Genomic DNA, 15,118 nt, shown 5'->3' with positions numbered 1-15,118 from the left:
GGCGTTCCTGAAGACATGCCGATACGGCAGAAAAGGCAGGGGAGGGCAATGCGGGAAATGCGGGGGAAGTCGGGCCACTCGTCGGCAACCGTCGCCGAAGGGGCTCGCGGGCCAATTTGTATCAACCGCGGCCAGTCGACCGAAAGGCAACCCCATGTGATCTAGGTCACATATGTGTTTATGCTCGGGGAGTGCGGGTAGCAGCGCATGTTTATGCAGGTCAGTGCGCGGATGTGAGGTACCGGGGTGGGCCTTGTCGGCACCTGCGGCGCGCGCCCTCCGGATACGGCAGTGAATCGGGCACACTGGCCGGATCTGCCACGACCGGGGAGTGCAAGGTGAGCACGGACATTCCAGGTATCGACCCACTGGACGGGCTGCGTGCCCCGCAGGACCCGGACTGCGACGTCTTCCTCACCGGCACGGTCTTCCTCGACATCATCTTCACCGGCCTGGACAGCGCCCCGGTACGCGGCACCGAGTCCTGGGCACGAGGCATGGGCTCCAGTCCCGGCGGCGTCGCCAACATGGCCACCGCCCTGGCGAGACTGGGGCTGCACACCTCGCTGGCCGCGGCCTTCGGCGACGACCACTACGGGGAGTACTGCTGGGACGCCCTGGAGCAGGGCGAGGGCATCGATCTGTCCATGTCGCACACCGTCCCCGGCTGGCACTCGCCGGTGACCGTCTCGATGGCGTACGAGGGCGAGCGGACGATGGTCTCGCACGGTCACGAGGCGCCCGGCCCCGAGGGCGCCCCCGGCGCCGCCCTCCCCGCCGGGGAACCGTCCTTCCCCCGCTGCCCGCCCCGCGCCCGCGCCGCCGTCGCCTCGCTCGCCCCCGGCCGCAGCGAACCCTGGGTCGCCACCGCGGCCCGCAACGGCGCCCGGATCTTCGCCGACACCGGCTGGGACGAGACCGGCCGCTGGGACCTGGACGCCCTCGCCGACCTGGAGCACTGCCGGGCCTTCCTCCCCAACGCCGAGGAGGCGATGCGCTACACCCGCACCGACTGCCCGCGCGCCGCCGCCCACGCCCTGGCCGAGCGCGTGCCGCTCGCCGTGGTCACCCTGGGCGCTCAGGGCGCGTACGCGGTGGACTCGGCGACCGGGGAGAGCGCCGAGGTGCCCGCGATCGAGGTCGAGGCGCTCGACCCCACCGGCGCGGGAGACGTCTTCGTCGCCGGTTTCGTCACCGGCACCCTGGCGGACTGGCCGCTGGCCGACCGGCTGGCCTTCGCCGGACTGACCGCGGCGCTCTCGGTCCAGGAGTTCGGCGGATCGCTGTCGGCGCCGGGCTGGGCGGAGATCGCCGCCTGGTGGCAGCAGATCCGTACCCTTGCCGACCAGGACCCGGCCGCGCTCCAGCGCTACGCCTTCCTGGAGGAACTGCTGCCTGCCGCCGCCAGGCCCTGGCCGCTGCGCCGCGCGGTCCCGACGATCGGCTTCCGGCATCCCGCCCGACCACCGGGCGGGCGCACCCGTTCGTGAGCGTGTGCGAAAAAGCCCTCGGTGTTGTCGGTGCGGAGTCGTAGGCTTGTAAATCCGAGAGGTTGTCGATCGGCGAGAACCTTGCAACGGGAGGTATGTGCAGGCCACAGAGCCGGCCCATGACTCAGACACCCACAGCCCAGACCCCTGCGCCGAGGCAGGCGCGAGCCCACTTCACCGTCCCCGCCAGCCATCCGATGGTGACCGTTCTGGGTTCCGGCGACGCCTTGCTGCGCGTGATCGAGACGGCCTTCCCGGCGGCCGACATCCACGTCCGGGGAAATGAGATCAGCGCCGCCGGAGACGCGACGGAAGTCGCCCTGATCCAGCGCCTGTTCGACGAGATGATGCTGGTGCTCCGCACCGGTCAGCCGATGACGGAGGACGCAGTGGAACGCTCGATCGCCATGCTCAGGGCGAGTGAGAGCGGCGAGGGGGACGGCGAGGAGACACCGGCCGAGGTGCTGACCCAGAACATCCTCTCCAGCCGCGGTCGCACGATCCGCCCCAAGACGCTCAACCAGAAGCGGTACGTCGACGCGATCGACAAGCACACGGTCGTCTTCGGCATCGGCCCCGCCGGTACCGGCAAGACCTATCTCGCCATGGCGAAGGCCGTCCAGGCCCTGCAGTCCAAGCAGGTCAACCGGATCATCCTGACCCGGCCCGCGGTCGAGGCGGGCGAGCGGCTCGGCTTCCTGCCCGGCACGCTCTACGAGAAGATCGACCCGTATCTGCGCCCGCTCTACGACGCGCTGCACGACATGCTCGACCCCGACTCCATCCCCCGGCTGATGGCCGCGGGCACGATCGAGGTGGCGCCGCTGGCGTACATGCGCGGCCGTACGCTCAATGACGCGTTCATCATTCTCGACGAGGCGCAGAACACCAGCGCCGAGCAGATGAAGATGTTCCTGACCCGGCTCGGCTTCGACTCGAAGATCGTCATCACCGGTGACGTCACCCAGGTCGACCTGCCGAACGGCACCAAGAGCGGTCTGCGCCAGGTCCAGGAGATCCTCGACGGCGTCGAGGACGTCCACTTCTCCCGGCTCACCTCCCAGGATGTCGTCCGGCACAAGCTCGTCGGCCGTATCGTCGACGCGTACGAGAAGTACGACAACCGAGACAGCCACAACGGGAAGCAGTAGCAGCGCACCATGTCGATCGATGTCAACAACGAGTCCGGAACCGAGGTCGACGAGCGGGCGATCCTCGACATCGCCCGCTACGCACTCGCGAGGATGCGGATCCACCCGCTCTCCGAGCTCTCGGTGATCGTGGTGGACACCGACGCCATGGAACAGCTCCACATCCAGTGGATGGACCTTCCGGGCCCGACCGATGTCATGTCCTTCCCGATGGACGAGCTGCGTCCGCCGGCCAAGGACGACGAGGAGCCCCCGCAGGGGCTCCTCGGTGACATCGTGCTCTGCCCGGAGGTCGCCAAGAAGCAGGGCGAGGACGCGGAGACCCGGCACTCCATGGACGAGGAGCTCCAGCTCCTCACCGTCCACGGAGTGCTGCACCTCCTCGGGTACGACCACGAGGAGCCGGACGAGAAGGCCGAGATGTTCGGCCTCCAGGCCGCGATCGTCGACGGCTGGCGCGCCGAGCACGGCCTGACCGGCCCGTCGCCCGCCCCCACCGTCTCGTGAGCGTTCCTCTCGTACTCGGTGCCGTTCTGCTGGTCGTCGTCGGCTGGCTGGCGGCCTGCGCGGAGGCGGGCATCGCCCGGGTCTCCAGCTTCCGGGCCGCCGAGGCGGTCCGCTCCGGGCGGCGCGGCAGCGGGAAGCTGGAGCAGGTCGCGGCGGATCCGACCCGCTATCTCAACGTCGCCCTGCTGGTGCGGGTCGCCTGCGAGATGTCGGCCGCGGTGCTCGTCACCTACGCCTGCCTGAAGGAGTTCCCGCGGACCTGGGAGGCGCTGGCCGTCGCGATGGGCGTGATGGTGCTGGTCTCCTACGTCGCCATCGGGGTCTCGCCGCGCACGATCGGCCGCCAGCACCCGCTGAACACGGCCACCGCCGCGGCGTACGTGCTGCTGCCGCTGGCCCGGGTCATGGGCCCGATCCCGCAGCTGCTGATCCTCATCGGCAATGCGGTGACCCCGGGCAAGGGCTTCCGCAAGGGGCCGTTCGCCAGCGAGGCCGAACTGCGCGCGATGGTCGACCTCGCCGAGGCGGAGTCGCTGATCGAGGACGAGGAGCGCCGTATGGTGCACTCCGTCTTCGAGCTCGGCGACACGCTGGCGCGCGAGGTCATGGTGCCGCGGACGGACCTGGTCTGCATCGAGCGCTACAAGACGATCCGGCAGGCGCTCACCCTGGCCCTGCGCTCCGGCTTCTCACGGATCCCGGTCACCGGGGAGAACGAGGACGACATCGTCGGCATCGTGTATCTCAAGGACCTGGCCCGCAAGACCCACATCAACCGCGAGTCGGAGGCGGATCCGGTCTCCACCGCGATGCGGCCGGCCGCCTTCGTCCCCGACACCAAGAACGCCGGTGACCTGCTGCGCGAGATGCAGCAGGAGCGCAGTCACGTCGCCGTCGTGATCGACGAGTACGGAGGCACGGCGGGCATCGTCACCATCGAGGACATCCTTGAGGAGATCGTCGGCGAGATCACCGACGAGTACGACCGCGAGCTCCCGCCCGTCACGGAGCTGGAGAACGACTGCTTCCGGGTGACCGCGCGCCTGGACATCGGCGACCTCGGGGAGCTGTTCGGCTTCGACGAGTACGACGACGAGGACGTGGAGACCGTCGGCGGGCTGCTGGCCAAGGCGCTGGGGCGGGTTCCGATCGCCGGGGCCTCGGCCGTCGTCGACCTGCCGGACGGCCGTCGGCTGCGGTTGACCGCGGAGTCCCCGGCCGGCCGCCGCAACAAGATCGTCACGGTGCTGGTGGAGCCTGTGGAGCCACCGACGGAGGACGAGGAATGACCCCGCAGCAGCTGAGGGCCTGCTGTCTGGAGTTCAACGCGAGTGCCGAGGAGTTCCCGTTCGGCCCGGAGACCTCCGTCTTCAAGGTGCTCGGCAAGATGTTCGCGCTCACCGCGCTGGACGCCCGGCCGCTGACAGTGAACCTGAAGTGCGACCCGGACGAGGCGGTGCGGCTGCGGGAGAAGTACGACGCGGTGGTGCCGGGCTGGCACATGAACAAACGTCACTGGAACACGGTGACGGTGTCCGGGGTGCCCGACCGGGTGCTCCGCGAGCTGATCGAGGACTCCTACGACCTGGTGGTGGCGGGGCTGCCGAAGGCGGACCGGCTGCGGCTCGACCGGCCGTAGGGCCTCTTCGGCCCCGATCCGCCGACAGGCATCGGGCGGTGCGCGGGCCGGCGCGCCCGGTTCGTATGCTCGGCACATGACTGAGAGCACCGACCTCGGCGCCGAGGACCGCAAGATCGTCACGCTGGCGCGCAGCGCCCGCGCCCGCAACAGTGTGCCGGAGGGCGCGGCCGTACGCGACGAGACCGGCCGTACGTACGTCGCGGGCACCGTGCGGCTGGAGTCGCTGAAGCTCAGCGCGCTGCAGACCGCCGTGGCGATGGCCGTGGCCAGCGGGGCCACCTCCCTGGAGGCGGCCGCGGTCGTCTCCGAGGCCGAGACCCCGTCGGACGAGGACCGTGCCGCGGTACGGGACCTGGGCGGCCCGGACACCCCCGTACTGCTCGCCGGGCCCGACGGCACACTGCGGGTCAGCGTGACGGCGGGCTGACACCGGCACGAGCCGCACGCCGTGCGCGAACGCCCCGCATCCGGACGTGCGGGGCGTTCGCGCACCGGGTGCGGGAATCACGGATCTTGACAGCATCTGATGGGCCATCAGCCCGCGCGTTCCGCTCCCATTGACTTCTTCGGGGCCGGAGCCGTCAATGGGCCCCCGTCGGCGCGGAGAGCCGCCGCGCCGCATCCGCAGGAGGGGGCTCCATGCGTCAGACCGTCCGAAGAATCAGCATGCGGAGATCCGGTGCCCGAAGACGGCCGGGCCGCCGCTGGGCCGCCGCGCTGGGCGTCGGCGCGCTCGTCGTGGCCGGGGGCGGGGGACTCGCGGTCCCCGCGCAGGCCATGGTCACCGCCTCGGTGCCGGTGGACTTCCCCACCCACTGCATCCCGCCGGCCATCGCGGGCATCCCGCCGATCGACGGGCCCACAAAGGCCGAGATCACCGTCGACAACGCCGCCCCGAGGGTGGGCGACACGGTCACGGTCACATACACCGTCGTCGAGCCGGCCGCCGGGAACCCTGTCGACCTGGCGCTGCCCGCCGACATCATGACGCCGACCGGCAAGGTCACCGTCGGCGGCGCGCAGAGCGCGAGCGTCACCGTCGCGGGCCCGAAGAAGAACGACCCGGTACCCGGCAAGGGAGCCTTCCCGTCGTTCTCGATGACCGGCACCTTCACGGTCACCGCACCCGGACAGATCACGCTCTCGCCCGGTGACTACAACATCCACACCAGCTACATCATGGAGCTGGACACCCCCTGCACGGTGACCGACCCACCCGCCCCCGTCTCCGAGACGATCATCGCGACGGACGACGGCGGCCAGGTCAACGAGCGCGCCATCCAGCTCGGGGCCGCGTCCGGCAAGGCGGGCGACGAGGTCACCGTCACCGGGTCGAAGTTCACCCCCGGCGCGGACATCACCCTCGCCGGGCGGGCCGGTGACGCACAGACCGCCGACACGGCCACCGCCAAGGCGGACGGCTCCGGCAACTTCAGCGGCCGGCTCACCGTCGACGATCCGGCGACCACCGGCATCGTCGCCTACGAGGGCGGCAGCTGGGACCCGGCCAAGGGCGCCGGCCCGCAGGCCTACACCGTCACCGGTGGCGGCGGCGAGATCCCGGACGGCAGCCAGCGGCTCAACACCTCCGTCGAGGCGGGCACGCTCTCCATGGTCCAGGCCGGGGACACCGTCGAGATGTCGGCAGTCGACTTCGGCCGCGGCGGCGCCTCCCGGGGCTCCCTGCAGACGGTCACGGTCGAGGACTTCCGCGGCGGCCCCGCAGGCTGGTCCCTGACCGGAAAGGTCACCGACTTCAAGGGCCCCGGCGGTGCGACGATCGGCGCCTCCGCACTCACCTGGACCCCGGCCTGCGCGACGAAGCCCGGCAGCCCGAGCACCTGCGCGGCGGGTTCCGCAGGTTCGGTCGGCAGCGCGGGCGCCACCCTGGCGTCCACGCCGAACGGGACCGTCACCGGCGGCGAGTTCAACGTCGACGCCCGGCTCGCGCTGAAGGTACCGGCGTACACCGCCCCCGGCGCGTACTCCGGCGTGCTCACCCTCACCCTCACCTGACCGAGCGGTCCCGACCAGCAGGCGGACCGGGCGCGCACCCGCCCGGACCGCCCGTCCCGACCACCACCCGGGGGCTTCGCACCGTGCGCACCATCTACCTGACTCTTCTGGCCGGCGCCCTCCTGCTGATCGGGGCGCCCGCCGTCCAGGCCGCGGACAACGGCAGCTGGTCGGTCTACCCGGCCACCGAACGGGCCGGTCAGCGCCCGTACTTCTACCTCTCGGCCGATCCCGGCGCCACGCTCCACGACAAGGTCACCGTCACCAACAAGACGGACCGGCCGCAGACCCTCCGGCTGTACGCGGCCGACGCCTACAACACCGCGCGCGACGGCGGCTTCGCCGTACGGACCCGCGACGAGCGGCAGCGCTCGGTCGGCGCCTGGGCCAGGACCGACCGCGACCGGGTCACCGTGGAGCCGCACGGCTCGGTCACCGTCCCGCTCACCATCACCGTCCCCGAGAACGCCGAACCGGGCGACCACCCCGGCGCGCTCGTCGCACTCGACGAGCGCATCGACCCGGCCGACGCCGGTGCCGTCGCCGTGGGCATTCAGAAGGCGGTCGGCGCCCGGATCTATCTGCGGGTGAACGGTCCGACCATGCCCGCGCTCTCCGTGGACGACATCCGGGTCGAGCACACCCAGCCGCTGGTTCCCGGCACCGGGCGCAGCCGGGCCGTCATCTCGTACACGCTCCACAACCGGGGCAATGTCACCCTCAGCCCCAAGGTCGCACTCAAGGCCGAGGGACTCTTCGGCCGCACCCTGCTCGCCCGCGACCTGAAGCGGATCCCCTCCGAGCTGCTGCCCCGCCAGGAGGTCCGGCTGACCGAGCAGTGGGCCGACGCGCCCCAGCTGGAATGGGGCGAGATCCGGCTGACCGCGAGCGCCCGGCAGACCCGCGAGTCCGCCGCTGTCGCGTACTTCGCCCTGCCCTGGCTGATGGCCGGGATCCTGCTGGTGCTCGTCGGCGGGGGCTCGGCGGTGTGGATACGGGCCCGCCGGGGCCGTGCCCGTACCGCCTGAGGCGACACCCGGCGGCCCCGCCGCGCCCCTTGGTGCGGCGAGGCCGCCGGGATCGGGGACAATGGGCGCCATGAGCGTTCGACCTGACACAGAAGCCGCTGCGCAGCAGGCCGCGGACAAAGCCCCCCACCGGGCCGGTTTCGCCTGCTTCGTGGGCCGCCCCAACGCGGGCAAGTCCACCCTCACGAACGCTCTGGTCGGCCAGAAGGTGGCGATCACCTCCAACCGCCCGCAGACCACCCGGCACACCGTGCGGGGCATCGTGCACCGCGACGACGCGCAGCTGATCCTGGTCGACACGCCCGGCCTCCACAAGCCGCGCACACTGCTCGGCGAGCGGCTCAACGACGTCGTACGCACCACCTGGGCCGAGGTCGATGTCATCGGCTTCTGCCTGCCCGCCGACCAGAAGCTCGGCCCCGGCGACAAGTACATCGTCAAGGAGCTCGCGGGCATCAGGAAGACCCCGAAGATCGCCATCATCACCAAGACCGACCTGGTCGACTCCAAGCAGCTCGCCGAACAGCTGCTCGCCGTCTCCCGCCTCGGCGAGGACCTCGGCTTCGAGTGGGCGGAGATCATCCCGGTCTCCGCGGTCAAGGACACCCAGGTCGACCTGCTGGGCGACCTGATCGCCCCGCTGCTCCCGGAGAGCCCGCCGCTCTACCCGGAGGGCGACCTCACCGACGAGCCCGAGATGGTCATGGTCGCGGAGCTGATCCGCGAGGCCGCGCTCGAAGGCGTACGGGACGAGCTGCCGCATTCCATCGCGGTCGTCGTCGAGGAGATGCTGCCGCGCGAGGGCCGTCCGGCGGACAAGCCGCTGCTCGACATCCACGCCAACGTCTACATCGAGCGTCCAAGCCAGAAGGGCATCATCATCGGCCCGAAGGGCAGGCGGCTGAAGGACGTCGGCACGAAGTCGCGCAAGCACATCGAGGCACTGCTCGGTACCCCGGTCTTCCTGGACCTCCATGTGAAGGTCGCGAAGGACTGGCAGCGCGACCCGAAGCAGCTGCGCAAGCTGGGCTTCTGAGTTCTGCCCGGTCCGGCGGCCGGAGGGCGGCGCAGCTGTCCGAAGCCGTCGAGGCCCCCTGGGGCCGATGGGTGCGAGGGCGGGAGTCGAGACGGGTGCCGAAGCAACCGCGCAAGCCGGGGTTCTGCCCCGGGTCGAAGGGCCCGCGCCGAGGGGACCGGGGTACGGGGAATCCGGCGGCCCGGGTCACCGGCAGGCCGGTCTCACGCGCCCTCCTTCAGGACGCGTGAGACCAGGGCCCGCTGGGCGTCGGTGAGCCTCGGGTCCGCGCAGTGGACCGTCCGGTCGCCGACCGTGATCCGGTACTGGAAGCCGTCCGGCACCCCCTTGGGCGGGGTGTCGTGGCCCGCGGCCAGCGCCGACTCGGCCAGCGCCTCCCACTCCGGGGCGTCGTCCCGCCCGGCGGTGTCGACCTCGCTGTGGCGTGCGATGCCGGCGAAGCCGCCGGTCCTGCTGACCTGAATCCGCATGCGATGTCCTCCAACGCCGGACGTCCGGGTTCTACGCGGTCGGTACGCCCACTTCCGACCATGCCTTCAGGACGGCCTCGGTCTCGTCGCCCTCGCCGAAGCGGCTGCGGGCCGCGGCGACCGTCAGCCGGGCGAAGGACGCGAAGTCCGCGTCCACGGCCAGTTGACCACCTGTGAGCACATCGAACCAGAGCTGCCCGGCACGCTCCCACGCATGGCCGCCGAGCGCCGTCGCCAGCAGACAGAACGCGCGGTTCGGGATGCCGGAGTTGAGATGCACCCCGCCGTTGTCCTCGCCGGTGTGGATGTAGTCCTCCATCGACGCGGGCTGCGGGTCCTTGCCCAGCACGTCGTCGTCGTAGGCCGTGCCCGGCGCCTTCATCGAGCGCAGCGCGACGCCCTGGACGCCGGGCGCCAGCAGCCCGGCGCCGATCAGCCAGTCCGCCTGGTCGGCGGTCTGGCCCAGCGTGTACTGCTTCACCAGGGAACCGAAGACGTCGGACATGGATTCGTTGAGTGCGCCGGACTGGCCGTAGTAGCTCAGATTGGCGGTGTAATGGGTCAGGCCGTGGGTCAGCTCGTGACCGATCACGTCGATGGCGACGGTGAAGTCCTGGAAGATCACGCCGTCCCCGTCGCCGAAGACCATCTGCTCGCCGTCGAAGAAGGCGTTGTTGTACTTCTCGTCGTAGTGCACGGAACCGATCAGCGGCAGTCCGTTGCCGTCGATCGAACTGCGGCCGTATGCCTTGAGCAGCAGCTCGAAGGTGGCGCCGAGCCCCGCGTACGCGCGGTTGACGCTCGCGTCCTTCGTCGGATCCTGTCCCTCGGAGCGGACCTTGGTGCCGGGCAGCCGGGTGCGGTGGCGGCAGTCGTAGAGCGTGCGGTCGGGCTTGTCGGAGGCTTCCCCGTCGGTCGCGGGGGCGACGGGCACGGTGACGACCGTGGCCATCTGGCGGCGGGTGCGGCGGGCCGCGTCGCCCTCCAGGGTGCGACGGGAGGGGCCGGCGAGATCGGGGTTGTCGGACTGCGACAGCTTGTCGAGGAGGTGAGGCGGCACGATCGTGCAGAAGACGGGGTGGAACCCGTGCTGTGACTGAGGCTGCATACCGCCGACTGTGGCACCAGGTAATCGATATGTCACTGGTTGCGATCAGGATTGACGAAATGGAGTGATCGGTCACCGTCGGGTGTTTCCTGCGCCCGGTCCCGCATAGTGATACGGGGCCGACGCATCAGGCGCCCCTCGGCTAGTCTCTTTGCATCATGCGTTTCGGGCTGCTTCTTCTTAGCTGCCGCGGCGAGGGCCTGTAGTCGTAGGCCGACCCCCTCCCCGCGGAGTCTTGTGTTGCAGCGACACAGTCGGCCGTCCCATTGGTTGGACCCCGAGGAGCCGTACGCCATGACTGCCGCAAATCCCGCCCAGATCCCCGCCGAGTCCGCCGTCGGCCGTCCGACGCCGATCACCAACGCGACCCAGCTGCAGAAGCCGTCCGGGATGCCGATCCACAAGTACGGCACCTACGAGGCCGTCGACATCCCCGACCGCACGTGGCCGGACAAGCGGATCACGGTCGCGCCCCGCTGGCTCTCCACCGACCTGCGCGACGGCAACCAGGCGCTGATCGACCCGATGTCGCCGGCCCGCAAGCGCGAGATGTTCGATCTGCTCGTACGCATGGGCTACAAGGAGATCGAGGTCGGCTTCCCGTCCTCCGGCGAGACCGACTTCGCTTTCGTCCGCTCCATCATCGAAGAGGGCGCGATCCCCGAGGACGTGACGATCTCCGTCCTGACACAGGCCCGCGAGGACCTGATCGAGCGGACCGTGGAGTCCCTCGTCGGCGCCCACCGCGCCACCGTGCACCTGTACAACGCGACGGCGCCCACCTTCCGCCGGGTCGTCTTCCGCGGCTCCAGGGACGACATCAAGCAGATCGCCGTGGACGGCACGCGGCTGGTCATGGAGTACGCGGAGAAGCTGCTGGGCCCGGAGACGATCTTCGGGTACCAGTACAGCCCCGAGATCTTCACCGACACCGAGCTGGACTTCGCCCTGGAGGTCTGCGAGGCGGTCTGCGACGTCTGGCAGCCGGAGGAGGGCCGCGAGATCATCCTCAACCTGCCCGCCACCGTGGAACGTTCGACGCCGTCCACGCACGCGGACCGGTTCGAGTGGATGTCGCGCAATCTGTCGCGCCGCGAGTTCGTCTGCCTGTCGGTCCACCCGCACAACGACCGAGGCACCGCTGTCGCTGCCGCCGAGCTGGCCATCATGGCCGGTGCGGACCGGATCGAGGGCTGCCTGTTCGGCCAGGGTGAGCGCACCGGCAACGTCGACCTGGTCACCCTGGGAATGAACCTGTTCTCGCAGGGTGTCGACCCGCAGATCGACTTCTCGCAGATCGACGAGATCCGCCGCACCAGCGAGTACTGCAACCAGATGGAGGTCCACCCGCGCCACCCCTACGCGGGCGACCTGGTCTACACCGCCTTCTCCGGCTCCCACCAGGACGCCATCAAGAAGGGCTTCGACGCCATGGAGGCCGACGCTGCCGCCCAGGGCAAGACGGTGGACGACATCGAGTGGGCGGTGCCGTACCTGCCGATCGACCCGAAGGACGTCGGCCGCAGCTACGAGGCCGTCATCCGGGTCAACTCCCAGTCCGGCAAGGGCGGAATCGCCTACGTTCTGAAGAACGACCACAAGCTGGACCTGCCGCGCCGGATGCAGATCGAGTTCTCCCGGATCATTCAGGCCAAGACGGATGCCGAGGGCGGCGAGGTCACCCCGACGCAGATCTGGTCCACGTTCCGCGACGAGTACCTGCCCAACCCGGACAACGCCTGGGGCCGCGTACAGCTGCGCACCGGCCAGACCACGACCGGCTCCGACGGCCAGGACACGATCACCGTCGAGGCGACCGTGGACGGCGCGGACACCGTGCTGACCGGCACCGGCAACGGGCCGATCTCCGCGTTCTTCGAAGCGGTGCAGGCCATCGGTATCGACGCCCGTCTGCTGGACTACACCGAGCACACCATGAGCGAGGGCGCCAGCTCCCAGGCCGCCTCGTACATCGAGTGCGCGATCGACGGAAAGGTCCTGTGGGGCATCGGCATCGACGCCAACACCACCCGGGCCTCGCTGAAGGCGGTCGTCTCCGCCGTCAACCGCGCCAGCCGCTGATCCGGCGCCCGCGAGGGCGTCGAGCCGCACGGCCGAGGACCCCGTCCACCCGCATCCGGGGGGCGGGGTTCGGCCATCTCCGGAGGGTTGTGACGAGCGAGGTGCTGACGCCGCATCACGACTGTGGTTAACATCACGTCCACACGGCAATGTTGCCGGAGGGGGCACCTCCCGTGCCCTTGGGGCTACGGGGGAGTTACGGAGGTGTGCGACGTGCGGTCAGCCCTGGGACAACGCGCCATGAAGCTGCGTATCTGCGGCATCCGCACTGTCTGGGACCCCGTGGGCGACGGCGAGTTCTTCTGCCCCGGCTGCGGCGGCGACCGCAACTACCGCCGCCTCACCGGTCGTCGGCGCTTCGTGGTGCTCGGCGTGCCGATGCTGGCACGCGGCACGGTGGGCCCCGTCGTCGAATGCGCCGCCTGCCGCGAGCACTTCGGCACCGATGCGCTCGACCACCCCACCACCACCCGGCTCTCCGCCATGCTCCGGGATGCCATCCACACCGTCACGCTCGGCGTCCTCGCGGCGGGCGGCACCACCTCGCGTACGGTGCTGGAGACCGCGGCCGCCATCGTGCGCGGAGCCGGATTCGACGACTGCACCGAGGAGCAGCTCTGCACCGTCGTCGAGGTGCTCGCCGCCGACACCGGCAACGGCTCCGCCTTCGACGCCGCGGCCGAGGCCTGCGGGGCGGCCCTCGCCATCGAACTGCACGAGGCGCTGGAACCCCTCGCCCCGCATCTGGCCCCCGCCGGACGTGAATCGATTCTCCTCCAGGGCGCCAGGATCGCGCTCGCCGACGGCCCGTACGGACAGACGGAGCGCGAGGTGCTGACCACGGTCGGCGGCGCGCTGCAGCTCTGCGCCCAGGACACGGCCCGGCTGCTCGCCGAGGCGGCGCGCACCCCCTCCTGACCGCCCCGGGGGGCCGGTGAGCCGACGCCGTACCGGACAATGGTCGTATGAGCTTGTTCCGGGACGACGGCGTGGTGCTGCGCACGCAGAAACTGGGCGAGGCCGACCGGATCATCACGATCCTGACCCGTGGCCACGGCCGGGTCCGCGCCGTCGCGCGCGGGGTGCGGCGCACGAAGTCCAAGTTCGGGGCGCGGCTGGAACCCTTCTCCCACGTCGACGTGCAGTTCTTCGCCCGCGGCAGCGAACTGATCGGCCGCGGACTGCCGCTCTGCACCCAGAGCGAGACGATCGCCCCGTACGGCGGCGGCATCGTCACCGACTACGCCCGCTACACCGCCGGCACCGCGATGCTGGAGACCGCCGAGCGGTTCACCGACCACGAGGGCGAGCCCGCGGTCCAGCAGTACCTGCTGCTCGTCGGCGGGCTGCGCACCCTCGCCCGCGGCGAGCACGAGCCGCATCTCGTCCTCGACGCGTTCCTGCTGCGCTCGCTCGCCGTCAACGGCTACGCACCCAGCTTCGAGGACTGCGCCAGGTGCGGAATGCCCGGACCCAACCGGTTCTTCTCCGTCGCGGCGGGCGGTGTCATATGCGGCGACTGCCGGGTGCCCGGCAGCGTCGTACCCTCGGCTGAGGCCATCACCCTGCTGAGCGCGCTGCTCACCGGCGACTGGGAGACGGCGGAGGCGTGCGAGGCGCGTCATGTCAGGGAGGGGAGCGGACTGGTGTCCGCCTATCTGCACTGGCACCTGGAGCGCGGGCTGCGCTCACTTCGGTACGTAGAGAAATGACTCAGGCAGATCAGGCACAGGGAGCGAGACAGTTCATGGCAGTACGCGGGATGCTCGGCGGCCGTAAGCGGCGCGACTACAAGACCCCGGAGCCGCACCCCTCCGGCGCCACGCCCCCGAAGATCCCCGGCGAGCTGGTGCCCAAGCACGTGGCCGTCGTGATGGACGGAAACGGCCGCTGGGCCAAGGAGCGCGGCCTTCCGCGCACCGAGGGCCACAAGGTCGGCGAGGGCGTCGTCATGGACGTGCTCAAGGGCTGCATCGAGATGGGCGTCAAGAACCTCTCGCTGTACGCGTTCTCCACCGAGAACTGGAAGCGGTCCCCGGAGGAGGTGAAGTTCCTGATGAACTTCAACCGGGACGTCATCCGCCGCCGCCGCGACGAGATGGACGAGCTGGGCATCCGCATCCGCTGGGTGGGCCGCATGCCCAAGCTGTGGAAGTCCGTGGTCCAGGAGCTCCAGGTCGCCCAGGAGCAGACCAAGGACAACGACAGAATGACGCTGTACTTCTGCGTCAACTACGGCGGCCGGGCCGAGATCGCCGACGCCGCGCAGCGCATCGCGCAGGACGTCGCGGCCGGGAAGCTGGACCCGTCCAGGGTCAACGAGAAGACCTTTGCGAAGTACATCTACTACCCGGACATGCCGGACGTCGATCTCTTCGTCCGCCCCAGCGGGGAGCAGCGCACGTCCAACTATCTGATCTGGCAGAGCGCCTACGCCGAGATGGTCTTCCAGGACGTGCTCTGGCCCGACTTCGACCGCCGCGACCTGTGGCGGGCCTGCCTGGAGTACGCCCAGCGGGACCGGCGCTTCGGCGGTGCGGTGGAGACGGGGCAGGAGCCGAAGGGCTGAACGGCGGGGTCCGGGGGCA

The 15,118-nt window shown here is 70.3% G+C and carries 15 protein-coding genes; 13 read left to right on the top strand and 2 right to left on the bottom strand.

What is annotated here, in order from left to right; all coding sequences use genetic code 11:
- The first annotated feature begins 338 nt into the window (after nt 1-338).
- The 9 genes from ACWCQ6_RS04265 (at nt 339) to era (ending at nt 8,870) form a co-directional block, all read left to right on the top strand.
- Nucleotides 339-1,490, top strand: coding sequence for a carbohydrate kinase family protein (locus ACWCQ6_RS04265; RefSeq protein ID WP_451085260.1), 1,152 nt, complete (start codon nt 339-341; stop codon nt 1,488-1,490).
- A gap of 119 nt (nt 1,491-1,609) precedes the next feature.
- Nucleotides 1,610-2,641: a PhoH family protein gene (locus ACWCQ6_RS04260; protein ID WP_451085258.1), complete on the top strand. Its 1,032-nt coding sequence runs from the start codon at nt 1,610-1,612 to the stop codon at nt 2,639-2,641.
- A 9-nt stretch (nt 2,642-2,650) separates the two neighbouring features.
- The gene (ybeY, locus tag ACWCQ6_RS04255) at nt 2,651-3,148 is read left to right on the top strand and encodes an rRNA maturation RNase YbeY (protein WP_451085256.1); all 498 of its coding nucleotides are present in this window, start codon (nt 2,651-2,653) and stop codon (nt 3,146-3,148) included.
- On the top strand, nt 3,145-4,437 hold the full coding sequence (locus tag ACWCQ6_RS04250) for a hemolysin family protein (RefSeq protein ID WP_451085254.1): 1,293 nt from the start codon (nt 3,145-3,147) through the stop codon (nt 4,435-4,437). The genes ybeY and ACWCQ6_RS04250 overlap by 4 nt, the downstream gene beginning before the upstream one ends.
- Complete coding sequence (locus ACWCQ6_RS04245) at nt 4,434-4,787, top strand: MmcQ/YjbR family DNA-binding protein (RefSeq protein ID WP_451085252.1); 354 nt, start codon at nt 4,434-4,436, stop codon at nt 4,785-4,787. Before ACWCQ6_RS04250 ends, ACWCQ6_RS04245 begins: the two co-directional genes overlap by 4 nt.
- Before the next feature lie 76 nt (nt 4,788-4,863).
- Nucleotides 4,864-5,217 carry a cytidine deaminase gene (locus ACWCQ6_RS04240; protein WP_451085250.1) on the top strand — a complete coding sequence of 118 codons (354 nt, stop codon included), beginning with the start codon at nt 4,864-4,866 and terminating at the stop codon, nt 5,215-5,217.
- 239 nt (nt 5,218-5,456) lie between these two features.
- Nucleotides 5,457-6,806: a beta-xylosidase gene (locus tag ACWCQ6_RS04235; protein ID WP_451085342.1), complete on the top strand. Its 1,350-nt coding sequence runs from the start codon at nt 5,457-5,459 to the stop codon at nt 6,804-6,806.
- A gap of 83 nt (nt 6,807-6,889) precedes the next feature.
- Nucleotides 6,890-7,834, top strand: a complete 945-nt coding sequence (locus ACWCQ6_RS04230) for a WxL protein peptidoglycan domain-containing protein (RefSeq protein WP_451085248.1) — start codon at nt 6,890-6,892, stop codon at nt 7,832-7,834.
- Nucleotides 7,835-7,895: 61 nt separating this feature from the next.
- Nucleotides 7,896-8,870: a GTPase Era gene (era, locus tag ACWCQ6_RS04225; RefSeq protein ID WP_451085246.1), complete on the top strand. Its 975-nt coding sequence runs from the start codon at nt 7,896-7,898 to the stop codon at nt 8,868-8,870.
- 203 nt (nt 8,871-9,073) lie between these two features.
- Here the strand turns inward: era and ACWCQ6_RS04220 are convergent, their stop codons facing one another.
- Entirely contained in the window at nt 9,074-9,340 is a 267-nt protein-coding gene (locus ACWCQ6_RS04220) for a protealysin inhibitor emfourin (RefSeq protein ID WP_451085244.1), read from the bottom strand.
- Between the two features lie 31 nt (nt 9,341-9,371).
- Nucleotides 9,372-10,448: a M4 family metallopeptidase gene (locus ACWCQ6_RS04215; RefSeq protein ID WP_451085242.1), complete on the bottom strand. Its 1,077-nt coding sequence runs from the start codon at nt 10,446-10,448 to the stop codon at nt 9,372-9,374.
- Between the two features lie 294 nt (nt 10,449-10,742).
- On the opposite strand from ACWCQ6_RS04215, the gene leuA reads away from it, so the two are divergent.
- The 4 genes from leuA (at nt 10,743) to ACWCQ6_RS04195 (ending at nt 15,099) form a co-directional block, all read left to right on the top strand.
- Nucleotides 10,743-12,530, top strand: coding sequence for a 2-isopropylmalate synthase (leuA, locus tag ACWCQ6_RS04210; protein ID WP_451085238.1), 1,788 nt, complete (start codon nt 10,743-10,745; stop codon nt 12,528-12,530).
- A 240-nt stretch (nt 12,531-12,770) separates the two neighbouring features.
- On the top strand, nt 12,771-13,448 hold the full coding sequence (locus ACWCQ6_RS04205; RefSeq protein WP_451085236.1) for a TerB family tellurite resistance protein: 678 nt from the start codon (nt 12,771-12,773) through the stop codon (nt 13,446-13,448).
- 47 nt (nt 13,449-13,495) lie between these two features.
- Nucleotides 13,496-14,242 (top strand): DNA repair protein RecO, encoded by a 747-nt coding sequence (recO, locus tag ACWCQ6_RS04200; RefSeq protein ID WP_451085234.1) that lies wholly within the window; start codon nt 13,496-13,498, stop codon nt 14,240-14,242.
- A gap of 35 nt (nt 14,243-14,277) precedes the next feature.
- The gene (locus tag ACWCQ6_RS04195; RefSeq protein ID WP_451085232.1) at nt 14,278-15,099 is read left to right on the top strand and encodes an isoprenyl transferase; all 822 of its coding nucleotides are present in this window, start codon (nt 14,278-14,280) and stop codon (nt 15,097-15,099) included.
- The last annotated feature ends 19 nt before the right edge of the window (nt 15,100-15,118 follow it).

It is taken from the genome of Streptomyces sp. NPDC001880, from assembly GCF_053594575.1.
Note: the sequence above shows the minus strand (reverse complement) of the source record. Positions and strands in the feature narration are given on the sequence as shown.

What these genes read in the sequence shown, in the direction of transcription:
- ACWCQ6_RS04260 (WP_451085258.1), top strand. Translation starts at nt 1,610, where the DNA reads ATGACTCAGACACCCACAGCCCAGACCCCTGCGCCGAGGCAGGCGCGA.
- ACWCQ6_RS04235 (WP_451085342.1), top strand. Translation starts at nt 5,457, where the DNA reads ATGCGGAGATCCGGTGCCCGAAGACGGCCGGGCCGCCGCTGGGCCGCC.
- leuA (WP_451085238.1), top strand. Translation starts at nt 10,743, where the DNA reads ATGACTGCCGCAAATCCCGCCCAGATCCCCGCCGAGTCCGCCGTCGGC.
- ACWCQ6_RS04205 (WP_451085236.1), top strand. Translation starts at nt 12,771, where the DNA reads ATGAAGCTGCGTATCTGCGGCATCCGCACTGTCTGGGACCCCGTGGGC.
- ACWCQ6_RS04245 (WP_451085252.1), top strand. Translation starts at nt 4,434, where the DNA reads ATGACCCCGCAGCAGCTGAGGGCCTGCTGTCTGGAGTTCAACGCGAGT.
- era (WP_451085246.1), top strand. Translation starts at nt 7,896, where the DNA reads ATGGGCGCCATGAGCGTTCGACCTGACACAGAAGCCGCTGCGCAGCAG.
- recO (WP_451085234.1), top strand. Translation starts at nt 13,496, where the DNA reads ATGAGCTTGTTCCGGGACGACGGCGTGGTGCTGCGCACGCAGAAACTG.
- ACWCQ6_RS04220 (WP_451085244.1), bottom strand. Translation starts at nt 9,340, where the DNA reads ATGCGGATTCAGGTCAGCAGGACCGGCGGCTTCGCCGGCATCGCACGC.
- ACWCQ6_RS04240 (WP_451085250.1), top strand. Translation starts at nt 4,864, where the DNA reads ATGACTGAGAGCACCGACCTCGGCGCCGAGGACCGCAAGATCGTCACG.
- ACWCQ6_RS04195 (WP_451085232.1), top strand. Translation starts at nt 14,278, where the DNA reads ATGGCAGTACGCGGGATGCTCGGCGGCCGTAAGCGGCGCGACTACAAG.
- ybeY (WP_451085256.1), top strand. Translation starts at nt 2,651, where the DNA reads ATGTCGATCGATGTCAACAACGAGTCCGGAACCGAGGTCGACGAGCGG.
- ACWCQ6_RS04215 (WP_451085242.1), bottom strand. Translation starts at nt 10,448, where the DNA reads ATGCAGCCTCAGTCACAGCACGGGTTCCACCCCGTCTTCTGCACGATC.